Source organism: Thalassococcus sp. BH17M4-6 (genome assembly GCF_049323015.1).
Classification (GTDB): Bacteria; Pseudomonadota; Alphaproteobacteria; order Rhodobacterales; family Rhodobacteraceae; genus Puniceibacterium.
The window spans coordinates 22,844-38,495 of sequence record NZ_JBMPGU010000008.1 but is presented as its reverse complement, the minus strand read 5'-3'; the positions used below and the strand labels follow the sequence as shown (position 1 = coordinate 38,495).

Below are 15,652 nucleotides of genomic sequence, written 5' to 3'. Positions count from 1 at the left end.
TGCCTGCGGTCCCGGCGCAACACCCCTGCCCGCCGTGCAAACACTGCCGCACAGCCAAGGGGAGCACTTCAATGCAAGACATTCTGAGCCAGCTTGACGCCATCCGCCGCCCGCGTCTGCTGCTGCGCGCCGCCCGCATCGGTGCGGACGGGTACAATCGCAGGACGCACCTCGCGCGTATCCTAGGCCATGCGCTGTTGCCGCGCAGCGGGCCTGCGCTGATGCAGCTGATGGAGATCGAGGCCGAGCTGGACCAGCGCAGACGGCAGCGCAACGGCGATTACCGGGTCAGCCAGCACGTCGAAGTGATGTGCGCGCTTCTGGGCGAGGCGCGGCTGCTGCGGACCCAGACGCTGGTCACGCCATGAGCGCAAAATGCACGCCCTGCGTGTGGCAGGCCCGCCGTGCTACGCGGGGGCCCGCGGCCCGACAGCCTACATGAAGGCGTCGGGCATCGACTCTTTCTTCTGGGCGACGTAGGCGTCCAGTGCCTCGGCGATGCCGGGATCGAGCGGCGGCTGCTGGTAGGTCTCGAGCTGCCGCTTCACCCGCAGGCCGGCCAGCGCGATGGTGTCGCGCGCGCCCTCCTCGCTCCAGGTTTCGAACGGTTTGTAGTCGAAAAGATCCGACCGCCAGAAGGCCGTCTTGAAATTCGCCTGGGTATGCGCGCAGCCCAGGTAGTGTCCGCCGGGGCCGACCTCGGCAATGGCATCCATGGCCTGGGCGTTTTCATCCATCGATACGCCGCGCGCCAGGTGATGCAGGCAGCCCAGCTGATCGGCGTCCATCACGAACTTTTCGTAGGAACTGACCAGCCCGCCTTCCATCCAGCCGCAGGAATGCAGCATGAAGTTGACGCCCGCCAGCAGACCCATGTTGAGGCTGTTCGCGGTCTCGTAGGCGGCCTGCGCGTCGGGCAGCTTCGATCCGCAGAACGACCCCGCCGACCGGTAGGGCAGCCCCATGCGCCGCGCCAGCTGGCCAGCGCCATAGGTGATATGCGCGGCCTCGGGCGTGCCGAAGGTGGGCGCGCCCGAATTCATGTCGATCGAGGTCACAAACGCGCCCATGATCACGGGCGCGCCGGGGCGGATCATCTGGCTGTAGGCGATGCCCGCCAGGCATTCCGCCATCACCTGCGTCAGCGTGCCCGCCACCGACACCGGCGCCATGGCACCGCCAACGATGAACGGGCTGATGATGCAGGCCTGGTTGTTGCGGGCATAAACCTCAAGCGCGCCCATCATCACGTCGTCGAAGGTCATCGGCGAGTTGATGTTGATGAGGCTGGTCATCACCGTGTTGTCCTGCACGAAATCCTTACCGAACAGGATCTCGCACATCTCGACGCTGTCCTGCGCGCGGCTGGGTTCGGTGACCGACCCCATGAACGGCTTGTCGGACAGGGTCATGTGGGCCTGCAGCATGTCGAGGTGCCGCTTGTTGACCGGCAGATCGGTCGGCTCGCACACGGTGCCGCCCGAATGGTGAAGCCATTTCGACATGTAGCCCAGCTTCACGAAGTTGCGGAAATCCTCGATCGTGGCGTAACGACGGCCCTTTTCGACATCGTGCACGAAGGGCGGGCCGTAGACCGGGGCCAGCACCAGGTTCTTGCCGCCCACCACGACGTTGCGCGCCGGGTTGCGGGCGTGCTGGGTGTAGTGCGACGGTGCGGTCTTGCACAGCTCGCGCGCCAGGCCGCGCGGGATGCGCACGCGTTCTCCGTCGACATCCGCGCCCGCGTCTTTCCAGCGTTTCAGCGCCTCGGGATTGTTGACGAAATTCACGCCGATCTCGGCCAGCACGGTTTCCGCGTTGGTTTCGATGATCTCCAGCGCCTCTTCGGTCAGCACCTCGAAGTTCGGGATGTTGCGTTCGATATACTTGGCGGTCTCGACGCTGACGGCGGACCGTTCCGCCCGGCGTGCGGCACCGCCGCCTCCCCGGGATCTGCGCCGCGCTTCTGCTTCTGCCATGTGCCCAACCCTCTCGTATCCGGACGACTCCGGGGTGTTCGATTCATTCGGGTTTATCGTGACCTGAGAAAGCGGTTTGTGCGGTTTGCGCCGTTTGAGTGGAGAAAGCGACATCCGGTCAAGGTGCGGCGAAGGTCGTGATCTGACAGCCGGCGCCCTGCCCGCCGCCTAGGCGCGCAGGCGCCAGCCGCCCTGCGGCGGCAAAAACACCTCGATCGCGGCAGCGGCCACGACCGTCACCTCGCCGGTGTCGGGGTTGGTCACATCCATGCCGCCCCGCACCGCCCGCACCGTCACCGTACCGCGCGGCATCGCGGCGGCGAGCGCGTCGCAATCCACCGCCTGCGGCTGCGCGACGCCCACGGTCACGCGCACCTCCATCGCCGCATGATCCAGGCCCAGCGCGGGCAGGATCGGCAGCGACGAATGCCGCATCGCGTCCTCGATGGCCCGGCCTGCGGCCTTGGTGTAATCCTGCCCGTGCAGGTCGTTGCCCATGCCCATCTCGATGATCATCCGCCTCATGTCGCGCGCTCCATGTCAAAGCTGACCGACAGGGCGGCATTGGCGATGACCGTGGCGTGGCCGTCGCCGTCGGGCCGCGGAATGTCGAGCCCGCCCCGCATGACGCGCACCACTGGCTGGCCATAGGGAAAGATCGCCGCGATGGCCTCCACATCCACCGCGTCGGGTTGCGCCACACCGATCTGCACGTCGATCTGCATCGCCGATTTGTCAAAGCCGAAAAGCTCCGCCAGGTTGATCGAATTGTGCCACAGCGCATCGCGCACCGCACGCGCCGCGGCCTCTGTATAGTCGCCCCGGCGCAGCGATGTGCCCATTCCGAATTCCGTCAGCAGCCGCATCGCGCGATTCCCCGTTCTGGCCTTGCAGGCGTTATTGCACTTTCGCCGGGGCCTGCCTATCAGAGCGTATGATTCAGTCCCAGCATGACCGCCTTCTTATCATCGACTTCGGCTCTCAGGTGACGCAGCTGATCGCGCGCCGCCTGCGCGAGCTGAATGTCTATTGCGAAATCCACCCCTTCAACCTGGTGACGGATGCCTTTCTGGACGATTTCGCGCCCAAGGCGGTGATCCTGTCCGGTGGGCCTGCGTCGGTCATCGACGAAGGATCGCCCCGCCCGCCTGCCAAGGTGTTCGAGCTGGGCGTGCCGGTGCTGGGCATTTGCTACGGCCAACAGGTCATGATGCAGATGCTGGGCGGCACGGTCGAACGCGGCCACGGCACCGCAGAGTTCGGCCGCGCCTATGTCACGCCCAGCGCCGACCGGATCGACCTGCTCAAGGGCTGGTTCCTGGAAGAGCGCGAACAGGTCTGGATGAGCCACGGCGACCACGTTTCGAAGATCGCGCCGGGGTTCGCCGTTTACGGCACCTCGCCCAACGCTCCCTTCGCCGTCACCGCCGATCTGGAGCGGCGGTTCTACGCCGTACAATTCCACCCCGAGGTGCACCACACCCCTAACGGCAGGACGCTTTACGAAAACTTCGTCAAGGATGCAGGCTTTACCGGTGACTGGACGATGGATGCCTACCGTGAGGAAGCGATCCGCAAGATCCGCGAACAGGTCGGCGACAAGAAAGTGATCTGTGCCCTATCGGGCGGCGTCGACAGCTCCGTCGCCGCCGTGCTGATCCACGAGGCGATCGGCGAGCAGCTGACCTGCGTCTTTGTCGATCACGGGCTGATGCGTCTGAACGAGGCGCAGGAAGTCGTGACGATGTTCCGCGAGCATTACAACCTGCCGCTGATCCATGCCGACGAATCCGAGTTGTTCCTTGGCAGGCTGGATGGCGTCAGCGATCCCGAGACCAAGCGCAAGATCATCGGCGGGCTGTTCATCGACGTCTTCCAGAAATACGCCAACGACATCGAGGGCGCGGAATTCCTCGCTCAGGGCACACTTTACCCGGATGTGATCGAGAGCGTCAGCTTTTCCGGCGGTCCCAGCGTCACGATCAAAAGCCACCACAACGTTGGCGGCCTGCCGGAAAAGATGGGGCTGAAGCTGGTCGAACCGCTGCGCGAGCTTTTCAAGGACGAGGTGCGCGCCCTTGGTCACGAACTGGGCCTGCCCGCCAGCTTTATCGGGCGCCACCCCTTCCCCGGTCCGGGCCTGGCCATCCGCTGCCCCGGAGAGATCACCCGCGAAAAGCTCGAAATCCTGCGCAAGGCGGATGCGGTTTATATCGACCAGATCCGCAAGCACGGGCTTTACGATGAAATCTGGCAGGCCTTCGTCGCGATCCTTCCCGTGCGCACCGTGGGCGTGATGGGCGACGGTCGGACCTATGACTTCGCCTGCGCCCTGCGCGCCGTGACCTCCGTGGACGGCATGACGGCGGATTACTATCCCTTCACCCACGAATTCCTGGGCGAAACCGCGACCCGCATCATCAACGAGGTGCAGGGCATCAACCGCGTGACCTACGACATTACCTCCAAACCGCCGGGCACCATCGAATGGGAGTGATCCGCGCGAGCCAGGCCTGATGCGCGTCACCCTGCATATCGGGATGCATAAAACCGGCACCTCGACGATCCAGCGCAGCCTTCAGGGCAATGACGACGGGCGCAGCCTCTTTGCGCCGCTCGCCGAGCCGAGAACGATTCCGCCGCGTTTTATGTAGCCGACAGCGGCGCCTAGCAAAGCTTTCACAGCTTCGCCAAGCCGGGGCCTTCTCCGACAGCGCGGACGGCGAGGCGCGCGGCCTACCGGGCAGTGGTCGAAGGGCTGGGCGCGATCTGTTGCGCGCGGTCGATCTGCGGCTCTAGGACCGGTTTAGCCTGCGCGATGGCGACATCCTGGCGGAATTTGCGCAGCCCTGCGGGCTGGACGAGACAAAGACCGACGATGTGGGCTGCATGGAGGTGCCTCTGGGCCGCCCTCTGATGCCGGAGACCTGCGGCGATCAGGTGTCGTTGACAGGGCTGTTTGACGACATCCGGCCGGGTACCCTCGACAGGCTGAGCGGGCTGCTGTACCGCAGCGGCGCTGATCGCCCATACTCTCGCGCTCTGCCAAAGCGGCAGCTACCGCCCCGTACCAAGGGCCATCCGGCCCGAAAGATGACTCCGACAAGGACGGCCCCATGCCGAAAATCCACCTCACCGGAACGCTGACATGCCCGACCGACCGGCTGGATGCGGTCCGCGCCGCCCTGCCCGACCACATCCGGCTCACCCGTGCCGAACCGGGGTGCGAAAGCTTCGAGGTGACGGAAACCGCGCCAGGCATATTTGCCGTGTCGGAGCGGTTCACCGACCGCGCCGCCTTTGACGCGCACCAGGCGCGGGCGGCGGAAAGCCCCTGGGGACAGATCACCGCAGGGCTTGCCCGCGCCTACAAGATCAGCGAAGCATGACGCCGCACCGAATGAGCAGGAGACACCCGAGATGAGCGATACGATCCGGGCCTGTCTCTGGATGATCGGGGCCATCGTCTCGTTCACGTCGATGGCCGTGGCCGGGCGCGCCATCAGCTATGACCTCGATACCTTCGAGATCATGATGTACCGCAGCCTGATCGGCGTTCTGATCGTGGTCGTCGTCTCGAGCCTCGCGCGCACCCGCCATCAGATCACTGGGCGCAGCCTTGGCACGCATCTGGTGCGCAACCTCAGCCATTTTGCCGGACAGAACCTGTGGTTCTATTCGATCACCGTGATTCCTCTGGCGCAGGTCTTTGCGCTGGAATTCACCTCGCCGCTCTGGGTGATGGTGCTGTCGCCGCTTATCCTGGGTGAACGCCTGACCCGGACACGCGGCATCGCCGCCGTCTTTGGCTTTATCGGGATTCTTATCGTGACCCGCCCCAGTCCAGAGACCTTTCACATCGGGCTGGTCACCGCGGCGCTGGCGGCCATCGGCTTTGCCGGGTCGGCGGTATTTACCCGCAAGCTGACGCGGACCGAAACCATCACCTGCATCCTTTTCTACCTTACGGTCATGCAGGCGGTTTTCGGCGTCATCTGCGCCGGGATCGACGGCGACATCGCCTGGCCCGCCACGGCCAGCTGGCCGTGGATCACGCTCATCGCCTGCGCCGGGCTGGTGGCGCATTTCTGCCTGACGACGGCGCTGGGGATCGCTCCCGCTACGGTTGTGATGCCCATCGATTTTGTCCGGTTGCCGGTGATCGCCATCGTCGGGGTACTGGTCTATGCCGAAGCTCTCGACCCGCTGGTGCTGCTGGGCGCCGCGATCATTTTCGGCGCGAATTACTATAATATCTGGCACGAAACGCATCCTGTTACAAAAACGTGACGTTACGGCGCAATAGGTAAACCTGACGTACGGTCAAAATTGACCGGTGCCTGCCCCGCCACGTATTGCCCGCATGAGGAGAACGGACTTTTAGGGATGAGGGCCACCACCATGAACAGAATACTGCTGGGCGCATCAGCGCTTGCACTTGCCGCTGGCGCGGCGTCGGCGGGCGGGCTTGACCGGTCGGGACAAAGCGTGATGTCGATCTTCGATGCCGACAACACAGGGTCGGTGTCCTTCGGCCTTGTCACGCCCAGCGTGACCGGCTCGGATGCCGCGGGCAACGACTACGACGTCGGCGACACCTACAGCCAGTTCGGAATGAGCTTCACCAACCAGGTGAACGACCGCCTGAACTACACGCTGATCCTGGATCAGCCGTATGGCGCGAACGTCAGCTACGAAAACAACCCCGCCACCAGCGCGCTTGGCGGCACCGGCGCCGACCTGCGCAGCAACGGGCTGACCTTCGTGGGCCGCTATGCCTTCTCCGAGCGTTTCAGCGTCTTCGGCGGCCTGCGGGCCGAGCGGGTGTCGGCAGATGTGCAGCTCAACGGTGTAGCCTATGCACAGGCGATTTCGACCGCGGCGGTGGCCGGCACGTTCAACAGCGGCCTGCCCGCGGGCGCCCCGGCGTTGAGCACCGATACCCTGGGCGCCGCCCTGGGCGGCAGCGCCGCTGCCGCAGGCGCCATCGACGGCACCTATGGCGCGGGCACGACCGCGGCCCTGGGCGGCGCGGTAACCGGTCAGATCGGCAGCTTCTTCACCAATGGCGGCTACGACTTCGAGATGGAAGAGGATTACGGCCTGGGCTACGTCATCGGCGCGGCCTACGAAATCCCGGAAATCGCGCTGCGCTTTGCCGTGACCTACAGCCCCGAAATCGACCACACCGCCGACACGACAGAGAACATCTTTGGCCTGATCGTGCAGGACGAAGTCGACTACGTCACCCCGCAGTCGCTGAATGTGGAATTCCAGACCGGCATCGCCGAAGGCACGCTGCTGACCGCAAGCTACCGCTGGACCGAGTTTTCCGCCGTTGACGTGATCCCGACCGCACTGGGTTCGGACCTTGTGAACCTCGACGACAGCGAACGCTACACGCTGGGGATCGGACGCCAGTTCAGCGATGCCTTGGCCGGATCGCTGACGCTGACCTATGAACCCGAAGGCAACGGCGCCACCGTATCGCCGCTGGGACCGACCGACGGTCTGTTCGGTGTGACGGTCGGCATGCGCTATGTCGACGGTCCCTTCAACATCTCGGGCGGCCTGAACTACAGCTGGGTCGGCGATGCGGATGCCGGCGTGGCCGGGCGTGCTGTCACGTCATTCGAGGACAACCACGTCGTGGGCATCGGTTTCAAAGCGCAGATGGTCTTCTGATCAGAGGCCCTTGGCGCAACGAAAGAACCGCCCGTCAGTTCTGCACTGTCGGGCGGTTTTTCTTTGCCCGGGGCTGCGCGTTCAGCCCGATCAGGCTCTGTTCCAACGCCTCATGACTGCGCCCGGAGATCAGCCGGAGTCCCCAGCGTCGTCACCTGATGGCGAACCGTCAAACATGGCCGGAATCCTTTCGCGCAGGATTCGGATCGCGCGGCCCGTGGCGACCGGCTAAGACCTATGCATGACACCACAAACCTCCCTCTCCCCCCGCGCCTGGGGTGAACTTGGCCTGCTGGCGCTGATCTGGGGCGGGTCCTTCCTGTCGATCCGGGTGGCGCTGGACGAGGTCGGCCCCATCACCTCGGTCCTGCACCGCACGTTCTGGGCGATGTGCGTGCTCTGGCTGGTGGTCGGCCTGCGCCGCCTGCCCCTGCCGCGTGATCCGCGCCTGTGGGGGGCGTTCCTGATCATGGGCCTCCTCAACAACGTGCTGCCGTTTTCGCTGATGGCCTGGGGGCAATTGCATATCTCGACCGGCCTTACCTCGATCTTCAACGCCACCACCGCGATCTTCGGCGTGCTGGTGGCGGCGGCGGTCTTTGCCGACGAACGGCTGAGCCTGCGCAAGGGCGTGGGCGTCGCGCTTGGTTTCGCCGGGGTGGCCACGGCCATTGGGGTGCAGAACCTGGCGCAGTTCGACATCCGCAGCGCCGCGCAGCTGGCGGTGCTGGCGGGCACGCTCAGCTATGCCTGCGCCGGGGCCTGGGGCCGCGCGCGCCTGCGCGGCGTGCCGCCGGTGGTGGCCGCGGCGGGCATGCTGACCGGATCGACCCTGATCATGGCGCCGCTGACGCTCTGGGCCGAAGGCGTGCCATCGCTCGACCTCGCGCCACGCACCTGGGCCGCCATCGGGTATTACGCGCTCATCGCCACGGCCTTTGCCTACCTGCTCTACTACCGCGTCCTGGCCGTGGCGGGATCGGGCAATCTGCTGCTCGTCACGCTGCTCATCGCTCCGGTGGCGATCACCCTGGGCGCGCTGGTGCGCGACGAAAGCCTGAGCGTCAACGCCTACGCGGGCTTTGCCCTGCTGGCGCTGGGGCTGCTGGTGCTGGACGGGCGCATTCTGGGCCGGTTGCGCCGAACCATTTGACGCCACAGCCGGCGCTGGATACCAAGGGCGGCGCTGACCCCGGTGCAAAAGGCCTCCCGCGATGATCTACGCCTCCGCAGATGACTGGCGCCGCGCGCCCGCCAAGCGCGTCGTGCTTTTTGCCATGTCGGGGCTGGGCAAGACGCATGTGTCGAACCTGCTGCGCGACGGCGGCGACTGGTTCCACTACTCCATCGATTACCGCATCGGCACCCGCTACATGGGCGAATACATCGTCGACAACGCCAAGCGCGAGGCGATGAAGGTGCCGTTTCTGCGCGATCTGCTGATGACGGATTCGATCTACATCGGCTCCAACATCACCTTCGACAACCTCACGCCGGTCTCGACCTACCTGGGCAAGCCGGGCGATCCGGCAAAGGGCGGCATGCCGATGGCCGACTATCAGCGCCGCCAGGACCAGTTCAAACGGGCCGAGGTGCAGGCGCTGCTCGATACCGCCTATTTCATCGACCGCGCGCAGGATCTTTACGGCTACCCGCATTTCGTCTGCGACACCGGCGGGTCGATCTGCGAATGGGTCGATCCCGAGGATGCCGACGATCCGATCCTCACGGCATTGTCGGAACATTGCCTGATGGTCTGGATCGAAGGCACCGCCGCCCATACCGAGGAGCTGATCCGCCGCTTCGACCGCGCGCCCAAGCCGATGGCCTACCAGCCGGAATTCCTGGCCCGGGTCTGGGCCGACTACCTCGACCGCAACGGCCTGCGCGAAGACGCGGTCGACCCTGATGCCTTCATCCGCTGGACCTACGCCCAGGCGCTGGCCCATCGCCAGCCGCGCTACAGGGCGATGGCACAGACCTGGGGCGTGACCGTGCAGGCCGCCGACATGGCGTCGGTCCGCGATCCGGCGGATTTCGAGGCGGTGATCGCCGCCGCCTTGCCCGGCTAACAGCCCGAAATCACCTGAGCCAGCGCCCGGCTTGATCCACGAAGCGGCGCATCGACAATCGCGCCAAGTTCGTAGGACAGCACCTTGACCCGGTTGCCGCTTTGCAGCGCCTGCATCACCGGAGCGTGCGGCGCAAGGGTCGATTCCGGCTGGTTCCGGGCGTTGGGCCGAAAGCTGAGCGGAAACTGCCGACCATCCACATCGATGATCATGCCGCGTTCGCCGCCGTCGATGCCGACCACGCGCAGAAAGCTCTGCCCCTGCCCACAGAAATAGTAAAGGCCGGTGCCATCGCGCCGCCCGTCCACACCCGCATAGCCCACACCCGCGCTGGTGCGCGCGGCGATCCATCTTTCGCGCGCATCGGCCTGTGCGGCGGGGGCCTGCTGCTGTTGCTGCATCGGCACGCACACCCGCTCTACGCATTGGTGATAGGCCGGATTGGTATTCGGCCCATGATTGGCCAGACAGGACCAGACGCATCGCTGCACCTCCATAGGATCCTGTTGCGCCGCCGCCGGAAGGCCGATCAGCACAAGGAGAACCGCGTAAACTGTCTTTTTCATTGCAAAGCCCTTTTTGTCAGAATCGAGGCAATTGCACACGACGCAGGGACACCGGTCAACTCCAACGACACCGATACCGTCCTCCGCTGGACCGATGCCCAGGCGCTGGCGCGGAACGAGGGCAGGACGATACGGTCCGCCTTCACGGCGACGGTCCGCGGCCCGGCGGAGGTCGACACGGTATTCGCCGACCGCTGACCGCCCGCGCCCCCCCTTCTTCTTGGCTGAAACTCCAGAGAGCACGAGAGACAGCGTCTCTCGTATCGCCCGCACGGGCGATCCGCGGCGCCCGGACTTGTACCCCGCGCGCCCCTGTCCTATCTGTCGCCGACCCCACAGCAAAAGACGCCGCGCATGCCCATCAGACTGCCCTCAGACCTGCCCGCATATGACGTCCTCAACCGCGAGGGCGTCATGGTCATGGACGAGGATGCCGCGGCCCGGCAGGACATCCGGCCGCTGCGGATCGGGCTGCTGAACCTGATGCCCAAGAAGATCCAGACCGAGAACCAGTTTGCCCGGCTGATCGGCGCCACGCCGCTGCAGATCGAATTCAGCCTGATCCGCATGTCCGAACACCAGACCCGCAACACCGCCGCGAGCCATATGGAGACGTTCTATCGCCCCTTCTCCGAGGTCGTGGCCACGGGCGAGAAATTCGACGGTCTGATCATCACCGGCGCCCCCATCGAACACCTGCCCTTTGAAGAAGTGACCTATTGGGACGAGCTCACCCAGGTCTTCGACTGGACGCAAAGCCATGTGCATTCCACATTCGGCGTCTGCTGGGGCGGCATGGCGATGATCCACCATTTCCATGGCGTGCCCAAGCACATGCTCGCGCAGAAGGCCTTCGGCTGCATCCGGCACCAGAACCTCGCCCCCGCCTCGCCCTACCTGCGCGGCTTTTCCGACGACATGGTGATCCCGGTCAGCCGCTGGACCGAACTGCGCCGGGACGAGATCGCGGCGGCGGGCCTGCCGATCCTGATCGACAGCGACGTGACCGGCCCCTGCCTGGTCGAGGATCCGGCGCACCGGGCGCTCTATATCTTCAATCATCTGGAATATGACAGCGACACGCTGAAACAGGAATACGACCGCGACGTGGCCTCGGGCACGCCGATCAACGTGCCGGACAATTACTATCCCGGTAACGATCCCGGCAACAATCCGCAGAACCGCTGGCGCAGCCACGCGCACCTTCTATATGGCAACTGGATCAACGAGATTTATCAGTCAACGCCGTACGATTACCATGACAGCCGCCACTAAAGCCCTCTCCGTCCTTGCCCTGCTGCTGCTGGCCGGCTGCACCGCCCTCGTCGATAACCGCGCCGACAAGCGCGAAGCGCAGGCAATCGAGGAATGGCCCCCCCTGGGCCAGTTCGTCGAGGTTGACGGTCGCCGCGTGCACGCGGTCGTCACCGGCAGCGGCCCCGATCTGGTGCTGATCCACGGGGCCAGCGGCAATGTTCGTGACTTCACCTTCGATTTTGTTAACCGGGTCAAGGACCGCTACCGCGTCATCGTCTTCGACCGGCCCGGACTGGGCTATACCGACCGCGCCGCCGACCGCTACGACAGCGCCTTTACCAACACCGCCGAAAGCCCCGCCGAACAGGCCGCAATGCTGAACGCCGCGGCGCAAAAGCTGGGTGTGACCAACCCCATCGTCTTGGGCCATTCCTACGGCGGGTCGGTGGCCATGGCCTGGGGCCTCAACCACCCCGCCGCCGGGCTGGTGATCGTGGCGGGGGCGACGATGCCCTGGCCGGGCAGTCTGGGCGCATCTTACACCGTCCTGGGCTCGGGCCTGGGTGGTGCGGTGGTGCCGCCCTTCGTCACCGCCTTCGCCACCGAAGAGACGATCAACGAAACCATCGAATCGATCTTCGCGCCCAATCCGGCCCCCGCAGGCTATGCGCAATACGTGGGCCCCGGCCTGACCCTGCGACGCGAGTCCCTGCGCGCCAACGCCCGGCAGGTCAACACCCTGCGCCCGCATGTGGTCGAGATGTCAGAGCGCTATCCCTCGCTCACCCTGCCGGTCGAGCTCATTCACGGCGATGCCGACACCACCGTGCCGCTCGACGTGCATTCGCGCCCGCTGGACAAGCTGCTGCCCAACTCCACCCTCACCGTCCTGCCCGGCCTCGGCCACATGCCGCACCACATCGCGCCCCAGGCCACCGTCGACGCCATCAACCGCGTCGCCCGCCGCGCCGGGGTGCGTTGACACGCCGTCGCGGGCGCCGAATTCTCGCCCACCCTGAGCGATTGCGTTAAGCGGCTTAACATCCCATATTGCCCGGGCACGAGCAGACGCCGGAGATCCCCCCCGTGACCCTACCTTTCGACGGCGCGATCAGCGCCTTTTTCAACGACGACGCGCCCAAGCCGATCCGCGACGCGATCAAGCGCGCGGACAAGGACGACGTGCTTGACCCGGCCTATCCCTACTCCGAACGGATGCCGCGCAAGGCCTATGAGAAAGAGCTTGAAAGGCTTCAGATCGAATTGGTGAAGATGCAAAGCTGGGCCAAGGAAACCGGCCAGCGCATCGCCATCGTGTTCGAAGGCCGCGATGCCGCCGGCAAGGGCGGCACGATCAAGCGGTTCCGCGAAAACCTCAACCCGCGCGGCGCACGCAACGTGGCGCTGTCGAAACCGTCGGACACCGAACAGACGCAGTGGTATTTCCAGCGCTACGTGCCGCACCTGCCCGCGGGCGGCGAGATCGTGTTCTTCGACCGATCCTGGTACAATCGCGGCGTGGTCGAGCATGTGTTCGACTTCTGCACCCCCGAGCAGCGCCAGCACTTCTTTTCCCAGGCGCCGGATTTCGAAAAGATGCTGGTCGAGGATGACATCCGGCTTTTCAAGCTTTGGCTCAATGTTGGACGCGCCGAGCAACTGCGCCGCTTTCTGGACCGTGAAAAAGATCCGCTGAAGCAGTGGAAACTCAGCTGGATCGACGTCGAAGGGCTGAAACGCTGGGATGCCTACAGCCGTGCGATCCCCGAAACCCTGACGCTGACCCACACCCAGCCAGCCCCCTGGACGGTGATCCGGTCGGATGACAAGCGCCGCGCGCGGCTGGTCGCGATCCGCACCGTGCTGAGCCAGCTGGAGTATCCCAGCAAGGACGAAAAGGCGCTTGGCCAGATCGACCGGTCGATCTGCGGCGGGCCCGAGATGTGGGATGCCTAAACGCGGGTATCACCACGGCAACCTGCGCCAGGCGCTGGTCGATGCCGCGCTCACGCTGATCGAGGACAAGGGCCCCACCGGCTTTACCCTGTCCGAGGCGGCCAAGACCGCAGGCGTCACCCCTGCCGCCGTCTACCGGCATTTTGACGGCCGCGAAGAGCTGATCGCCGAGGCCGCGCGACAGGGCTACGAGATTTTCGTCGATCTCATGGAATACGCCTACGAGACCGGCCAGCCCTCGGCGCTCGCGTCGTTCGAGGCGACGGGCCGCGCCTATCTGGCCTTTGCGCGCAAGTATCCGGGCCATTACATCGCGATGTTCGAAAGCGGCATTTCGATCAACCATTCGCCCGAACTGGCCGAGGTCGCGGGCCTGGCATGGGGCGTGCTGGAACGCGCGGCGCAGAAACTGTCCGAGCATATTCCGCCTGAAAAACGCCCCCCCGCCGCGATGTTCTCGGCCCATATCTGGGCGCTGAGCCACGGGGTGGTCGAGCTTTTCGCGCGCAACTCGCCCGGTCGCCAGTCGCCCTTTCCGCCCGAGGATCTGCTGGAATCGGGCATCGGCGTCTACCTGCGCGGGCTGGGGCTGATCGCACCGGACGACTGAGGATCAAGGGCATGCGGGGCCGGATGGCATGACAGATGACAAGACATTCATTCTGGGCGTCGGTGCGTCGAAATGCGGGACCACCTGGGTGCAGGCCTACCTCAACGCCGCGCCGCATGCGGATTTCGGGCGGCTGGGGGAATACCAGGTCTGGGACGCGCTGCACGTGCCCAGTGCCGCGCGCTTCCGGGTGCCGCGCCCGTCGCCGCTGCGGCGGCTGGAAAACACCTTGGCCAAGGCGGTCGGCCTGCCGCAGAAGGCGGATGTGTTCCGCTACGAGCTGCAAAGCGATCCGGCGCGGTATTTCGACTATTTCGCCGCGCTGCTGGCGCAACCCGGCATCGCGCTTACGGGTGACATCACCCCGGTCTATGCCCGCCTGCCCGCGCCTGTCCTGCGTGACATCGACCAGCGATTTGCCGACCGTGGCATCGCCGTCAAGGTGATCCTGTCCTTGCGCGACCCGATCGAGCGCGCCTGGTCGATCCTGAAGATGCAACAGCGCAAGGGCCGACTAAGCGACGCCGATCTGGCCGCAGGCTTCGCCGAGCGGCATAGGCCCGGCACCAGCGCCCCGACCGAGGACACCTATCGCCACACGCTCAAGACGATCGAGGCGGTGTTCCCCGCCGACCGGCGTTTTGTCACGCTTTATGAGACGCTCTTCGCGCCCGACACCATCGACCGGCTCAGCCGCTTTGCCGGGGTGCCGTCGCGGCCCGAGGCCGGCGCACAACGGGTCAATGCCGCCGGGGACACGTCATCGGTTCCGCCGGACCTGGCCCGCGCGGCCTTTCCGCATTTCGAAGCGGATTACGCCGCCTGCGCAGAGCGGTTCCCCGAGGTCTTGCGCCTTTGGCCCCACGCGGGGCATCTGGCCTAACCAAAGGCCTGCGGTGCCTGCGCGCGGTCATGCTGACCATAGTCCCGCAGGATGGCGTAAAGCGCCACCTCCTCCACGCCCGCCGTCCCGTTCACGACTTCGAAAACCGCGGCGGCCCGGTCCGGGCTGTCAAGGTCGGCCAGGGCAACGGTCTGCCCTTCCCGCTTGAAACTGTCGAAAACCCGGAACTGCGGATCGTCCGGGGCCCGCATACCATAAACCGCCAGCACACAGTGCCCGCCTTTGGCGCCCGGCGCGGCAGGATCGATGCGTTCCCCGACGCGGATGCGGTAGTCGGCAAAATGTTTGGCATACCCCGCCGATTGCGAACGGCGATGATCGGCATCCTTCCGCCAGGCGATGATGTCGTCCTCGCTGCGCCAAAGCTGGTGCGACAGCAGCAGATCGTCGCGGCCCCGCGCGCCGTAGCGATCCAGGAACAACAGCCCTTCATGCCGCGCCAACGCCGGTTGCAGGCGCGCCACGTGATCAAAGTAATGCTCCAGATGCCCGGGCCGGGGCGTCATCTCGAAAAACAGCGCATGCATCGCGCACCCCCTTTTGAAGCACCCTAAGCGACATTGACCCCGACAGCAAAAAGCGCGACCCCGGGGGGCCGCGCTTTTCCAAACGTTCGAACCAGA

General features: G+C 65.3%; 18 protein-coding genes. 13 read left to right on the top strand and 5 right to left on the bottom strand.

Going from position 1 to position 15,652, the window contains the following annotated elements; all coding sequences use genetic code 11:
• Window positions 1-71: 71 nt before the first annotated feature.
• Window positions 72-368, top strand: a complete 297-nt coding sequence (locus ACOXXX_RS12550; protein ID WP_422826939.1) for a DUF6477 family protein — start codon at window positions 72-74, stop codon at window positions 366-368.
• A gap of 66 nt (window positions 369-434) precedes the next feature.
• Here the strand turns inward: ACOXXX_RS12550 and ACOXXX_RS12545 are convergent, their stop codons facing one another.
• From ACOXXX_RS12545 to ACOXXX_RS12535, 3 genes are all read right to left on the bottom strand, one after another.
• The gene (locus ACOXXX_RS12545; RefSeq protein WP_422826938.1) at window positions 435-1,979 is read right to left on the bottom strand and encodes a trimethylamine methyltransferase family protein; all 1,545 of its coding nucleotides are present in this window, start codon (window positions 1,977-1,979) and stop codon (window positions 435-437) included.
• A gap of 168 nt (window positions 1,980-2,147) precedes the next feature.
• Window positions 2,148-2,504: a Lin0512 family protein gene (locus ACOXXX_RS12540; protein ID WP_422826937.1), complete on the bottom strand. Its 357-nt coding sequence runs from the start codon at window positions 2,502-2,504 to the stop codon at window positions 2,148-2,150.
• Window positions 2,501-2,845 (bottom strand): Lin0512 family protein, encoded by a 345-nt coding sequence (locus ACOXXX_RS12535; RefSeq protein WP_422826936.1) that lies wholly within the window; start codon window positions 2,843-2,845, stop codon window positions 2,501-2,503. Before ACOXXX_RS12535 ends, ACOXXX_RS12540 begins: the two co-directional genes overlap by 4 nt.
• Before the next feature lie 68 nt (window positions 2,846-2,913).
• On the opposite strand from ACOXXX_RS12535, the gene guaA reads away from it, so the two are divergent.
• The 7 genes from guaA to ACOXXX_RS12500 all read left to right on the top strand — a co-directional run bounded on the left by guaA (window position 2,914) and on the right by ACOXXX_RS12500 (window position 9,736).
• A complete protein-coding gene (guaA, locus tag ACOXXX_RS12530) occupies window positions 2,914-4,476 on the top strand; it encodes a glutamine-hydrolyzing GMP synthase (protein WP_422826934.1) in 1,563 nt (520 codons plus the stop codon).
• A gap of 19 nt (window positions 4,477-4,495) precedes the next feature.
• Window positions 4,496-4,633, top strand: coding sequence for a hypothetical protein (locus tag ACOXXX_RS12525; protein ID WP_422826933.1), 138 nt, complete (start codon window positions 4,496-4,498; stop codon window positions 4,631-4,633).
• Between the two features lie 462 nt (window positions 4,634-5,095).
• Window positions 5,096-5,368: a putative quinol monooxygenase gene (locus ACOXXX_RS12520; protein WP_422826932.1), complete on the top strand. Its 273-nt coding sequence runs from the start codon at window positions 5,096-5,098 to the stop codon at window positions 5,366-5,368.
• A gap of 31 nt (window positions 5,369-5,399) precedes the next feature.
• Window positions 5,400-6,269 (top strand): DMT family transporter, encoded by an 870-nt coding sequence (locus ACOXXX_RS12515; RefSeq protein ID WP_422826931.1) that lies wholly within the window; start codon window positions 5,400-5,402, stop codon window positions 6,267-6,269.
• A gap of 111 nt (window positions 6,270-6,380) precedes the next feature.
• On the top strand, window positions 6,381-7,664 hold the full coding sequence (locus tag ACOXXX_RS12510; protein ID WP_422826930.1) for an outer membrane protein transport protein: 1,284 nt from the start codon (window positions 6,381-6,383) through the stop codon (window positions 7,662-7,664).
• A gap of 241 nt (window positions 7,665-7,905) precedes the next feature.
• Window positions 7,906-8,817 carry a DMT family transporter gene (locus ACOXXX_RS12505; RefSeq protein WP_422826929.1) on the top strand — a complete coding sequence of 304 codons (912 nt, stop codon included), beginning with the start codon at window positions 7,906-7,908 and terminating at the stop codon, window positions 8,815-8,817.
• Between the two features lie 61 nt (window positions 8,818-8,878).
• Window positions 8,879-9,736, top strand: a complete 858-nt coding sequence (locus tag ACOXXX_RS12500; RefSeq protein WP_422826928.1) for an ATPase — start codon at window positions 8,879-8,881, stop codon at window positions 9,734-9,736.
• On the opposite strand, the gene ACOXXX_RS12495 is transcribed toward ACOXXX_RS12500, so the two are convergent.
• On the bottom strand, window positions 9,733-10,302 hold the full coding sequence (locus ACOXXX_RS12495) for a hypothetical protein (protein WP_422826927.1): 570 nt from the start codon (window positions 10,300-10,302) through the stop codon (window positions 9,733-9,735). The two genes, ACOXXX_RS12500 and ACOXXX_RS12495, sit on opposite strands and share 4 nt — an antisense overlap.
• Before the next feature lie 354 nt (window positions 10,303-10,656).
• On the opposite strand from ACOXXX_RS12495, the gene ACOXXX_RS12490 reads away from it, so the two are divergent.
• From ACOXXX_RS12490 to ACOXXX_RS12470, 5 genes are all read left to right on the top strand, one after another.
• On the top strand, window positions 10,657-11,577 hold the full coding sequence (locus ACOXXX_RS12490; protein WP_422826926.1) for a homoserine O-succinyltransferase: 921 nt from the start codon (window positions 10,657-10,659) through the stop codon (window positions 11,575-11,577).
• Window positions 11,561-12,541, top strand: a complete 981-nt coding sequence (locus ACOXXX_RS12485; protein WP_422826925.1) for an alpha/beta fold hydrolase — start codon at window positions 11,561-11,563, stop codon at window positions 12,539-12,541. Before ACOXXX_RS12490 ends, ACOXXX_RS12485 begins: the two co-directional genes overlap by 17 nt.
• Window positions 12,542-12,645: 104 nt before the next feature.
• Window positions 12,646-13,515, top strand: coding sequence for a polyphosphate kinase 2 (ppk2, locus tag ACOXXX_RS12480; RefSeq protein ID WP_422826924.1), 870 nt, complete (start codon window positions 12,646-12,648; stop codon window positions 13,513-13,515).
• Window positions 13,508-14,125 carry a TetR/AcrR family transcriptional regulator gene (locus ACOXXX_RS12475; RefSeq protein WP_422826923.1) on the top strand — a complete coding sequence of 206 codons (618 nt, stop codon included), beginning with the start codon at window positions 13,508-13,510 and terminating at the stop codon, window positions 14,123-14,125. The genes ppk2 and ACOXXX_RS12475 overlap by 8 nt, the downstream gene beginning before the upstream one ends.
• Window positions 14,126-14,153: 28 nt before the next feature.
• Window positions 14,154-15,008 carry a sulfotransferase family protein gene (locus ACOXXX_RS12470; RefSeq protein WP_422826922.1) on the top strand — a complete coding sequence of 285 codons (855 nt, stop codon included), beginning with the start codon at window positions 14,154-14,156 and terminating at the stop codon, window positions 15,006-15,008.
• On the opposite strand, the gene ACOXXX_RS12465 is transcribed toward ACOXXX_RS12470, so the two are convergent.
• Window positions 15,005-15,556 (bottom strand): antibiotic biosynthesis monooxygenase family protein, encoded by a 552-nt coding sequence (locus ACOXXX_RS12465; protein WP_422826921.1) that lies wholly within the window; start codon window positions 15,554-15,556, stop codon window positions 15,005-15,007. The two genes, ACOXXX_RS12470 and ACOXXX_RS12465, sit on opposite strands and share 4 nt — an antisense overlap.
• Between the last annotated feature and the right edge of the window lie 96 nt (window positions 15,557-15,652).